The 10,550-nt window shown below is 33.8% G+C and carries 13 protein-coding genes; all 13 read right to left on the reverse strand.

The window, feature by feature from the left end; genetic code table 11:
* Positions 1-77 precede the first annotated feature (77 nt).
* The 13 genes from FM121_RS00960 to purM all read right to left on the reverse strand — a co-directional run bounded on the left by FM121_RS00960 (position 78) and on the right by purM (position 10,542).
* Positions 78-407 carry a DsrE family protein gene (locus FM121_RS00960; protein ID WP_086950285.1) on the reverse strand — a complete coding sequence of 110 codons (330 nt, stop codon included), beginning with the start codon at positions 405-407 and terminating at the stop codon, positions 78-80.
* A 3-nt stretch (positions 408-410) separates the two neighbouring features.
* On the reverse strand, positions 411-1,589 hold the full coding sequence (locus tag FM121_RS00965) for a nucleotidyltransferase (protein WP_086950286.1): 1,179 nt from the start codon (positions 1,587-1,589) through the stop codon (positions 411-413).
* Between the two features lie 76 nt (positions 1,590-1,665).
* Entirely contained in the window at positions 1,666-2,400 is a 735-nt protein-coding gene (locus FM121_RS00970; protein WP_086950287.1) for a class I SAM-dependent DNA methyltransferase, read from the reverse strand.
* A gap of 2 nt (positions 2,401-2,402) precedes the next feature.
* Positions 2,403-2,777 carry a ribosome silencing factor gene (gene rsfS / locus FM121_RS00975; protein WP_086950288.1) on the reverse strand — a complete coding sequence of 125 codons (375 nt, stop codon included), beginning with the start codon at positions 2,775-2,777 and terminating at the stop codon, positions 2,403-2,405.
* On the reverse strand, positions 2,774-3,358 hold the full coding sequence (gene yqeK / locus FM121_RS00980) for a bis(5'-nucleosyl)-tetraphosphatase (symmetrical) YqeK (protein ID WP_086950289.1): 585 nt from the start codon (positions 3,356-3,358) through the stop codon (positions 2,774-2,776). The genes rsfS and yqeK overlap by 4 nt, the downstream gene beginning before the upstream one ends.
* Positions 3,345-3,986, reverse strand: a complete 642-nt coding sequence (locus FM121_RS00985) for a nicotinate-nucleotide adenylyltransferase (protein WP_086950290.1) — start codon at positions 3,984-3,986, stop codon at positions 3,345-3,347. The genes yqeK and FM121_RS00985 overlap by 14 nt, the downstream gene beginning before the upstream one ends.
* Before the next feature lie 13 nt (positions 3,987-3,999).
* Positions 4,000-4,311: a ribosome assembly RNA-binding protein YhbY gene (gene yhbY, locus FM121_RS00990; RefSeq protein ID WP_086950291.1), complete on the reverse strand. Its 312-nt coding sequence runs from the start codon at positions 4,309-4,311 to the stop codon at positions 4,000-4,002.
* 20 nt (positions 4,312-4,331) lie between these two features.
* Positions 4,332-5,441 (reverse strand): ribosome biogenesis GTPase YqeH, encoded by a 1,110-nt coding sequence (gene yqeH / locus FM121_RS00995; protein ID WP_086950292.1) that lies wholly within the window; start codon positions 5,439-5,441, stop codon positions 4,332-4,334.
* Complete coding sequence (locus FM121_RS01000; protein ID WP_086950293.1) at positions 5,434-5,964, reverse strand: YqeG family HAD IIIA-type phosphatase; 531 nt, start codon at positions 5,962-5,964, stop codon at positions 5,434-5,436. The genes yqeH and FM121_RS01000 overlap by 8 nt, the downstream gene beginning before the upstream one ends.
* 167 nt (positions 5,965-6,131) lie before the next feature.
* Entirely contained in the window at positions 6,132-7,373 is a 1,242-nt protein-coding gene (gene purD / locus FM121_RS01005) for a phosphoribosylamine--glycine ligase (protein ID WP_086950294.1), read from the reverse strand.
* A gap of 12 nt (positions 7,374-7,385) precedes the next feature.
* Entirely contained in the window at positions 7,386-8,927 is a 1,542-nt protein-coding gene (purH, locus tag FM121_RS01010) for a bifunctional phosphoribosylaminoimidazolecarboxamide formyltransferase/IMP cyclohydrolase (RefSeq protein ID WP_086950295.1), read from the reverse strand.
* Positions 8,927-9,499 (reverse strand): phosphoribosylglycinamide formyltransferase, encoded by a 573-nt coding sequence (gene purN / locus FM121_RS01015; RefSeq protein ID WP_086950296.1) that lies wholly within the window; start codon positions 9,497-9,499, stop codon positions 8,927-8,929. The genes purH and purN overlap by 1 nt, the downstream gene beginning before the upstream one ends.
* On the reverse strand, positions 9,496-10,542 hold the full coding sequence (purM, locus tag FM121_RS01020) for a phosphoribosylformylglycinamidine cyclo-ligase (protein ID WP_086950297.1): 1,047 nt from the start codon (positions 10,540-10,542) through the stop codon (positions 9,496-9,498). The genes purN and purM overlap by 4 nt, the downstream gene beginning before the upstream one ends.
* Positions 10,543-10,550 lie beyond the last annotated feature (8 nt).

A 10,550-nucleotide genomic window follows, 5' to 3' on the forward strand; every position in this document is an offset into this window, starting at 1 on the left:
GAATAATTTTTTTAATAGTCAGGGAATAAAAAGTTTACCCTCGTTAGATAGCTTATTGTTTAAAGTTAAATATTTTTTTAAGGCTTGATATAAGCATACTTAGCAGTTTGCAATTCAACTAAACGTAAAACGCCTGCTGGAACAACTTTAATAAATGGGTGAATGCTTATTTTATCTACTTCATTTGCGTTCATTGCATTTTGACAGCTACTAAAACAAACGCCTAATTCAGTTAATTCATGCATCGGAATCGCTAAATTTGAGTCTACATATCCTAATACAGCTTTACCATTTGCAACTACTTCAACACTTCTAATGTCTTTTTTTCCTGATTCTAATAAATTAATAATATTGCTTAAAACTGTTTGCCATTTTTCTTGCTTGTCAATATGAAATACAACTTTCATTTCTTATTCCTCCTTCAAATAAATTGGTGCTCTGTAATAATCCTGATGGTCATCACTCTTACTAATCATAGTATATAACAGACCTGCTCTAATATCTAAACTTAGATAAGATTCATTTTTTTTATTAATATTTGTAACCATTGGACAAGCTATTTCTTTTTTTTTATTCTTCAAAAAATTTCTTCCTTCGTCCGTAAAACCTAATACTCTTATGCATGTATTTTCCCACACCTGCTCAATATCTTCTTGTTTAACTTGAAGTAACACATAAGTGCACAATCTCTGAATTCTGGTCCAAGTATACCGTTTACTCTTAACTTTTTGAATAAATTCATTAAAGTTCTCAGAAGATAATGCCGCTTCTTTTAAGCGATACTCTAACCCTTCGACCATTTGATAACAATTTCTTAACTCTTCCACAGTTTGAATGGTTAATTGGTACTTTAAATAGGGCCAGGCATTTTCCCAACTAGCTAAAGGATTTAATTCTAAATCTTGACAGGTCTTAATTGGTACTAAATCTTCTAGATTTTCCAATTGATCTGATAAAATTTTTTCCCTAATAGAGGTCGCGCTAGCAAATTTTTTGTGACTAACTTTTGTATCATGATAGTTATTCCCCACTCTTTGAATCGAATATAAACTCATTGGTTGATCGTACTTCGCATTTTCTTTAGCGTATCCCATACCTAATATATGATTAGGTGAAGAAAAATCAAGTTGCCATTCCGGATACAATTCACGATAAACTTGAGTCATAAGTTGTGGATAGTTACTTCCATTATTTTTAATTTCTCGATATTTTTGATTTATTCTATCGATATTTTCGTTATGAAAACGGCCAAAAGACTCATAATCTACTGATTTACTACTATCTGTACCAAAGCATAAACTATCTACTTTTAACTCTTGGAGGATTTTGACACCTCCTCTTGTAAAGTAATCAGCAGATTGCACAGCATAGGCAAAGGGTAATTCTATCACTAGGTCCGCTCCATTACTTAAAGCCTCTTTTGCCCTTAACCACTTATCTATTACAGCTGGTTCTCCTCGCTGTAAAAAATTGCCACTCATGACTGCCACAATAACATCAGCTTGTGATTTCTTTCTGGCTTGTTCTATATGATATTTATGACCATTATGGAAAGGATTATACTCGACTATTACTCCACAACTTTTCATTTTTTCACATCCTTAAAAAAGCCGGTTATCTTTATTTAAAGATAACACAGCTTTACTTATAATATTTGGCGATTTTTTATTTTTGACAAACAAAAAACCAACGATTGGATTCTTCACTTGGTGCAACATCTTCAAAATCAGCATAAACTTCAACTGATTTAAATCCAGCATCTTTAATCAGAGTTTTATAAGTTGAGATATCGTAAGTTCGTTCTTCATGAAGTTCATCAAAACGCTCAAACTTTCCTTTCTTATCTGAAACAAAGAATGTTAAAAAATGTTCAACACTGTACTCATGATCTCCTGGGTAACTTTCCCAAAGAAAGGCAAATTCATCTGTTTGATAATGATAACTGTATTCTGAAAAAGATTCTTCCATCTGAAAAGTTGAATGAACATCAAAAATAAATGTTCCATTCTCTTTTAGACTATTATAAACACCTGAAAAAACTTGACCTACTGCTTTTTTATCAGGCATATAACAAATCGAGTCTGAATAACAAGTTACAACATCATAACTATTTTTTTCATCTAAATCGAGCATATCTCCTGTTTTAAAAGATAATTTTTCGTCGTCCGATGTAATTCTTTTTTTAGCTAAGGTAATCATGTCCTCAGATAAATCTAACCCGCAGACATTAAAACCTAAATTGGCTAATTCAACTGATAGAATACCTGTCCCACAAGCAAGTTCTAAGACTTTTTGCTGTCTTTTTTCAAGATGTCGACACGTAAATTCTAACCAATCTAAGTACAGATTTTCATCCATCACTTCATCATAAATCTTTGCAAATGTTTCGTAACTTGCCATGCCTAGTCAACCATACTTGTAATATTAACAAGTGGTGCATCTGACCATAATTTTTCTAGATTATAAAATTCTCTTTCTTCATTATGGAAAACATGAACAATCACATCGCCTAAATCAATTAAGACCCAACGAGCTGATTCCTTACCTTCCACACGTTTTACTTCGATTTGACTTTTTTGAGCAGCAGTTATGATTTCACTTGCGATTGCCATTACTTGTTTGTCACTATTACCATGGCAAACAACAAAATAATCAGCTAATAAAGAAACCTCTGCTACGTCTAACGCTACTATATCTTCTGCACGTTTTGAATCAGCTGCTTTAACAACTAATTCTAATATATTATTACTATTAATAATAATTCCTCCTATTTTCATCTCACGACCCAAGCATTATATGTTTCTAATGTCTTGGGGTAAATTTTATTTTGATTATTTATTAAATAAAGCAAGGTATGCTTTGTTTCAAAAGCGACAGCTTCATCTAAATTTTTGTTAGCTACAAGGCGAGCTTCTTCCACTACAGGGAAATGACGTCCCTCTTCAATATAATCTGCCACATAGATAACTTTTTCTAGTTCACTCATAGATTGGCTACCCGTCGTGTGTGATTCGATAGCCTTCAGTATATCTTGATTGGAAATGCCTAACTCTTTTAAAACTAAACGAGCGCCTACAATTCCATGCCAGATATTATTACCATATCGAATAATATCATTATCTATTTCTGACTGTCTAATGAGAGTAATCATCTCTTCATCCGGTCTTTCTTTTGCATAATCATGAGTCAAAGCAGCGATACTTGCTTTTTCCAAATCAACATCATACTTTTCAGCAAGCTCAAGAGCTTTTTTTTCAACTCTTAAAACATGCTGAAATCGTTTATCACTCATTTGAGCAGAAACTAATTTAATTAACTCATCTCTTGTATGTTTCGTATATTGGTTACTGTACTCCATTTTGATACAATCCTTTTTTATGAATATAGTTTAACACATTCTCAGGTAAAAAGTACTTTGCTGAACAATTTGAAGCAATTTTTTTACGAATATCACTAGAACTAATTTCAATCAATGGTAAATCTACCCAAATAATAGGATAAGGGGTTTCTTTACTAGATCCCACTCGCTCCACACCGACAAATTGAATCATCTTCATCAATTCATCAATCTTATACCATTTTGGTAAATACTCAATCATGTCGCCACCAATGATAAAATAATAATCTGTATCAGGATTAGCTTCAATTAAATTTTTCATCGTATCATAAGTATAACTTTTACCTTTTCTATTGATTTCAGCTAATTCTATTCCTAGCTTTGGATTGTCTTCAGTAGCTAATTTCAACATTTGAACACGTTCATTAGAATCAATGGTTTCTTTTTTATCAACATGTGGTGATTCATACGACGGCATTAGAAAAAAACTATCTAATGCTAATTGATGGCACACTTGATCTGCCATTATTAAATGTCCCATGTGAATAGGATTAAATCCACCACCTAAGATACCTACTCTTTTTCTTTTAGAAGGGATTGAATTTACTTTTTCTTGTGCGTGCATCATTATATTAACTTCTGATTTCATACTTTCACCACAATTAAATTGATTGAACTTGTTTAGAAATTTTTTGAAATTTTTCTTTAGATGATTCACGGTAAACAACTAAGATACGCCCAATTATTTGAACAACTTCACAATGAAGTGTTTCTTCAAAAACATCAGCTACATCTTTTGCTTCTTCATCTGTATTTTGCAACAAATTAACTTTAATTAATTCTCTTCTTTCAAGCAAATCATCTACTTGATCTAGTAATGTTTCACTAATGCCATTTTTTCCAATTTGAACCAGTGGATTCATATGGTGTGCTTCGCTTCTTAAAAAGCGTTTTTGTTTTCCTCTTAATTTCATTCTTCTTACCTCTTCTATTTTTAAATTAGTGATTTTCTTTGAATCACGTCAACACCTTTTGGCGCCCAACCTGCTACAACACCTGCATCCGGAATAGTTACCCAACCAAGACCTGCAAATACTAAATCAGTTTTTTCCTTCACTGAAAATTCAAAGCGAACAAGTTCAGGAAACTCATCTAGTTCATTTTCTCGTGGCGGCTGTAATAGTCCACCTGCATGTTTTTCATAAAATTCTGTGGCGGTTTCTAATTTAGTACGATGTATCGTTAAGTCATTAGAAACATACGTAATAAATCCTTGTTTATTTCCTTGAATAAAATCAAAACGTGCTAAACCACCTAAAAATAGTGTCTGACCTGCATTTAATTGGTAAACTTTTGGCTTAATTTCTTTTTTTGGTGAAACAAGCATTAAATCTTTTTTACCTAAATAATGCGCCATTTGATGACGATGAATAATTCCTGGTGTGTCGATTAAGAAGCGACCATCCTCTAAAGGAATTTCAATCTTATCTAAAGTTGTTCCAGGAAATTGTGACGTAGTAATTAAGTCTTTTACTCCAGCTGAATGATTGATGATTGCATTAATCAATGTTGATTTACCAACGTTTGTAACACCTACTACATACACATCACGCCCTGCACGATGTTCCTCAATCAATTCAAGTAACTCTTCAATATCTGAACTACTTTTCGCACTTGTTAAGGTCACATCTGTTGGTCTTAAACCAACTTCAAAAGCTCTTTCCTTCATCCATTGGGTCATCTTGCCACGTTTTAATGATTTAGGTAAAATATCCACTTTATTTCCAACCAGTAAAACTGGATTATTACCAACAAAACGGTGTAATCCTGGAATTAAACTTCCATTAAAATCAAAGATATCTACCACATTAACTATTAAAGCATCTGAATCTCCAATACTGTTTAAAAGAGCTAAGAATTCCTTATCTGTAATAGCCACATCTTGAATGTCATTATAGTGTCTTAATCTAAAACAACGTTGACAATAAACATCGCCACTTTCTAAGCCTTTTTCAAGAGCTGAATTCGGTGTAAACCCAATCCCCTCTTTGTCCTCTGTCTGAATAACTGTCCCACAACCTATACAGCGTATTTCCTCAGTCATTAAGTGATTTCCTCCATTTCATATCCGAGTGTTTTTTATGTAAATATCTTTTTATTTTTTTCTCCATTGTTCGGTTGAATTTCGTATTCCAAGCATCTGTTTCAATAATTGGTTTAACAAGCACGCTTCTAATACCCGCACTGTTGGCACCTTTAATATCTGTCATTAATTGATCACCTACCATAATTAATTTTTCATTAGGTAAGTTATATCTTTTTTCAACTTCATTAAATCCTTTGGCGAATGGCTTCATTGCCCGTGATACATACTCAAGACCTAAATGATTCACTGCACGTTCCACTCGTGAAGCTTTATTATTAGACACAACAATCACTGGAATATTAGCAGCTTTCATTGTTTCAATCCAAGTTAACAATTCAGGTGTGCCATCTGGATTGTTCCAAGCAATTAACGTGTTATCTAAATCCGTTAAAACAGCTTCAATCCCGTGGTCCTTCAATTGATTAGGTGTAATATCATAAATGGCTTCAATCATCCATGTCGGTTTATATTTTTCAAACATAGTGACTTCCTTTCATAAAAAATAGGAGACACATCTTGGCCTCCCACACTTTTCACCATTATACGCTATTTTCTTCTAAAATTCACTAAAAACAATTCAATAGATACTTTTTAACTATAAAAAAACCGTTACAAAGGACTAACGGTTTTACTCTATTTATTATATTCTTAATTATTCCCAATATCTTTCCGATAATAGAATTTTTTTAAATCTTGATTTTCCAACCATTCATATATCTTTTTATGCGCTATTTTTCGGGACTTTTCAGTTACTGCAACTAAAAAAACACGTCCACCATTAGAAACTAAGGTATCATTATTTTGGCTAACACCTGAATAGATAATTTTTACTTCATGTTCTGCACCAAAATCTGGAATTTCAATTCCTTTTTCGTAGACTTCTGGGTATCCTTTTGCTGATACGACAACACCAAGGCTAGTTCCTTCTTTTTTCCATATAATCTTAGGTACTTCTTGACTTAATAATGACTCAATTACCAAACAAAAATCGGAGTCTAATCTTTCAAGCAAGACTTGTGTTTCCGGATCTCCAAATCTAGCATTATATTCAATCACTTTAGGACCTTCATTTGTTAAGATTAATCCCGTATATAAAATACCTTCAAAAGGAATGCCTTCTTTTTTCATCCCTTCAATTGTCGGTTGAATAATATCCTGAATGACTGTTTCTTCCACTTCTTTTGTCACATAATCAACAGGACTATACGCGCCCATTCCACCAGTATTCAATCCCTTGTCACCATCAAAAATAGCTTTATGATCTTTTGCTGCAACCATCGGATAAAATCCTGTTTCATTAACAAAAGACAATAATGAAAATTCTTTCCCAATTAAGAACTCTTCAATGACTACTCGTGATGAAGCCTCTCCTAAAATCGCTTTTAAAACAGTTTGAGCTTCTTCTAACGTATAGACAATCGTTACACCTTTACCAGCTGCAAGCCCATCCTCTTTAATAACAATCGGCAACTTATTTTTTTTAACGTATTCTAATGCTTCAGCATAATCTGAAAAGCCTTGGTAATTTGCTGTCGAAATATCGTATTTAACCATTATTTTTTTAGCAAATTCTTTTGAACCTTCAATCATTGCTGCCGCCTTACTCGGCCCAAAAATTTTAATACCAGCCTGTTTAAAATCATCTACTATGCCATTCATCAATGGAACTTCTGGCCCGACTAAAACCCAATCAATTGCCATTTTTTTAGAAAAAACAATCAATTCATCGTGATTATCTTCTGAAATATCAACAATTTCAATGCCATCAAACAACATACCTGCATTTCCTTTTGCACAAAAAACAGTCTCTACTTTAGGGCTTTCAAGTAATTTTTTACAAATAGCGTGTTCTCTTCCGCCACTACCAATAACTAATATTTTTCTTTTCATCATTAGCTCCTTTTAATGCTTGAAATGTCTTACATTAGTGAAAATCATTGCAATACCGTATTTATCTGCCATATCGATAGATTCTTGATCTTTAATACTTCCACCTGGCTGAATAATTGCTTTAATACCCTGCTTTCCTATTAATTCCACGCTATCAGGCATTGGAAAAAATGCATCACTAGCAAGAACTGCTTCTTCTACATACTCTTGTCCCTGCTTAATTGCAATTTCCACTGAGCCGACTCGATTCATTTGACCTGCTCCGACTCCAAGTGTCCGCTCTTTATTTGCTAGAACGATCGCATTACTTTTAACATGCTTCACGCACTTATTAGCAAAAATCATAGCTTCTAATTCTTCATGAGATGGTTGACGTTTCGTTACTATTTTCCAAGTTGCTGCTTCCTCAACTAACGTATCCATTTCTTGGACTAATAAGCCACCTAAAACTGAAACATATTCTTTTTCAGCTATATCTTTTTGTTCTGTCATATTCAGTTCTAATAGGCGAATATTTTTCTTTTGGCTTAAAACTGCTAAAGCTTCTTTTGAAAATTTTGGTGCAATGATAATTTCTAAGAAAATTTTCCCTAGTTCTTCTGCTGTTTTTAAATCAACTTCTCGATTAAGAGCAATAATGCCACCAAAAATTGAAATAGGATCACTTTTGTAAGCATTCAAAAAAGCGTTATAAATCGTTGAGCCATTTCCAATACCACATGGGTTCATGTGTTTAACAGCTACTGCCGTTGGAGCACTAAATTCACTGATTATTCGCAAACAAGCATCAGCATCTTTAATATTATTATATGACAACTCTTTACCATGTAACTGTTCAGCCGAAGCAATCGAAAAAGGACTAGGAACAGCTGAACCGTAGAAACTTGCTTTTTGATGCCCATTCTCGCCGTATCGTAGTTCTTGTTTTAAATCAAAAGTTAGCGTTAAAGATTCTTGGTTTAACTCTTCCACTTGTTTTGTTAAATAATCTGCAATTAAAGCATCATAACTAGCTGTGTGTCGAAATGCTTTGGCGGCTAGTTCTTTACGAATTTTAACCGTCGTGTTGCCTTCTTCTTTCATCTGTTTTATCACTTTTTTATAATCACAAGGATCAATGACAACTGTCACACTTTCAAAATTTTTACTGGCGCTACGTAGCATACTAGGCCCACCGATATCAATGTTTTCAATCGCTTCGACTTCTGTTACATTTGGTTGTTGAATGGTTTCTTTAAAGGGATAAAGATTAACACAGACTAGATCAATTGCCTTGATTTCATGGTGTTTCATTGTCTCTACATGTGCGGTATCACTCCTTTTACCTAATAAGCCACCGTGAATTTTTGGATGAAGTGTTTTTACGCGTCCATCTAACATTTCAGGAAAATTCGTCACTGTTTCAATCCCAATAGTTGCTATATTAGCTTCAGATAATACTTTTTGTGTGCCACCTGTTGAAACAATCTCAAATCCTAGTGCGATCAATTCTTTAGAAAACTCGATAATTCCAGTTTTATCTGAAACACTAATCAACGCTCTTTTTTTTGTCATTATTTTTCGTTCTCCCTTATAAAATCTGCAATTATTTTTGGGTAATACATGTATTCTAACGAATGAATTCTTTTTTCTAATTCTTCAAGCGTTTCTTCTTCATTTCTTTCTAGGCTTTTTTGAAAAATAATTGGACCAGTGTCTATGCCATTATCTACTAGATGAATCGTAATTCCTGTTTCCATTACCTCAGAATGAAATGCATCATAAATCCCTTGCTTTCCAGGAAAATTGGGCAACAAAGAAGGGTGTAAATTAAGTATTCGGTTTGGATATGCTTTTAAAAGAGTTGAACCTATTATTCGCATGTAACCAGCTAAAATGATTAATTCGATTTCTTCTGCTTTAAGGAAATTTAAAATGTGTGCTTCATATTCAGCTTTAGATAATTCTTTTGTCTTAGGAAATACATAGTAAGGAATGTAGTGCTTTTTAGCTCTTTCAATCACATAAGCAGATTCTTGATCGGTAAATAAACACACCAATTCACCAGAAATCAACTGATTTTTCACATGTTCGACAATCGATTCAAAATTCGACCCATTCCCCGAGGCAAAGATAGCAAATCTCATCGTAATTCCTCAATAAAAACAATTTCTTCTGATTCTTTAGTTATCACACGACCTATTTCATAAGGTGTTTCTCCCAATTTTAATAAGTTCGCTTTCACTTCTGATACCTTCTCAGGAGAAATGGCTAAAACCATGCCAATTCCCATATTGAAAATTTCATACATCTCAGCTTCTTTTAAATTCCCTTGCTCTTGCATCACTGAAAAAATAGCCGGTATCTCCCAAGTTCCTTTGTTAATTTCAACTGCTAAGTTTTCAGATAACATTCTAGGTAAGTTTTCAACAAATCCACCACCTGTCACATGAGAAATTCCGTGAATTAATGAGGATTTAATCAGTGGTAGTACACTCTTAACATAAATTCTTGTTGGCTCTAATAAAGCGTCACCTAATGTTTGATTTCCTAATTTTGGTAATTTATCCGTTAACGAAAAATCATTATCTTTAAAAAATATTTTTCTCACCAATGAGTAGCCGTTTGAATGAATCCCGCTTGAAGCTAACCCAATTAAAATATCTCCTGATTGAACTTTTTCTTTAGTGAGTAACTGACCCTTCTCTGCCACTCCCACCGCAAAACCAGCTAAATCATAATCTGAATCAGCATACATGTCAGGCATCTCAGCTGTCTCTCCACCAATTAACGCCATATTTCCTTGATGACATCCTTCCGCAACTCCTGCGACAATTTGCTCCACTTGTTCTGGATTGGTTTTTCCTGTCGCTAAATAATCTAAAAAATATAACGGTTCTGCTCCTGCAGCTAAGATGTCGTTCACACACATTGCCACACAGTCAATTCCAATTGTGTCGTGTTTATCTGCTTCAATGGCTAACATTAACTTTGTCCCGACACCATCTGTTCCTGATACAAGAACAGGCTTCTTAACACCGAGTGAACTTAAATCAAATGCACCTCCAAAACCTCCTAAACCGCCCATAACACCTAAACGTTCTGTTCTTTTGGCATGTTTTTTGATACGATCTACGACCTCATAACCTGCTTCTACACTAACTCCTGCTTTTTGATAGGCGTTCTTCATTGACTTAC

This window comes from Vagococcus fluvialis bH819 (assembly GCF_900163795.1).
Classification (GTDB): Bacteria; Bacillota; Bacilli; order Lactobacillales; family Vagococcaceae; genus Vagococcus; species Vagococcus fluvialis_A.

Excerpts from the sequence above, each read along its gene's own strand:
- FM121_RS00960 (WP_086950285.1), bottom strand. The coding sequence starts at position 407 with ATGAAAGTTGTATTTCATATTGACAAGCAAGAAAAATGGCAAACAGTT.
- FM121_RS00965 (WP_086950286.1), bottom strand. The coding sequence starts at position 1,589 with ATGAAAAGTTGTGGAGTAATAGTCGAGTATAATCCTTTCCATAATGGT.
- FM121_RS00970 (WP_086950287.1), bottom strand. The coding sequence starts at position 2,400 with ATGGCAAGTTACGAAACATTTGCAAAGATTTATGATGAAGTGATGGAT.
- rsfS (WP_086950288.1), bottom strand. The coding sequence starts at position 2,777 with ATGAAAATAGGAGGAATTATTATTAATAGTAATAATATATTAGAATTA.
- yqeK (WP_086950289.1), bottom strand. The coding sequence starts at position 3,358 with ATGGAGTACAGTAACCAATATACGAAACATACAAGAGATGAGTTAATT.
- FM121_RS00985 (WP_086950290.1), bottom strand. The coding sequence starts at position 3,986 with ATGAAATCAGAAGTTAATATAATGATGCACGCACAAGAAAAAGTAAAT.
- yhbY (WP_086950291.1), bottom strand. The coding sequence starts at position 4,311 with ATGAAATTAAGAGGAAAACAAAAACGCTTTTTAAGAAGCGAAGCACAC.
- yqeH (WP_086950292.1), bottom strand. The coding sequence starts at position 5,441 with ATGACTGAGGAAATACGCTGTATAGGTTGTGGGACAGTTATTCAGACA.
- FM121_RS01000 (WP_086950293.1), bottom strand. The coding sequence starts at position 5,964 with ATGTTTGAAAAATATAAACCGACATGGATGATTGAAGCCATTTATGAT.
- purD (WP_086950294.1), bottom strand. The coding sequence starts at position 7,373 with ATGAAAAGAAAAATATTAGTTATTGGTAGTGGCGGAAGAGAACACGCT.
- purH (WP_086950295.1), bottom strand. The coding sequence starts at position 8,927 with ATGACAAAAAAAAGAGCGTTGATTAGTGTTTCAGATAAAACTGGAATT.
- purN (WP_086950296.1), bottom strand. The coding sequence starts at position 9,499 with ATGAGATTTGCTATCTTTGCCTCGGGGAATGGGTCGAATTTTGAATCG.
- purM (WP_086950297.1), bottom strand. The coding sequence starts at position 10,542 with ATGAAGAACGCCTATCAAAAAGCAGGAGTTAGTGTAGAAGCAGGTTAT.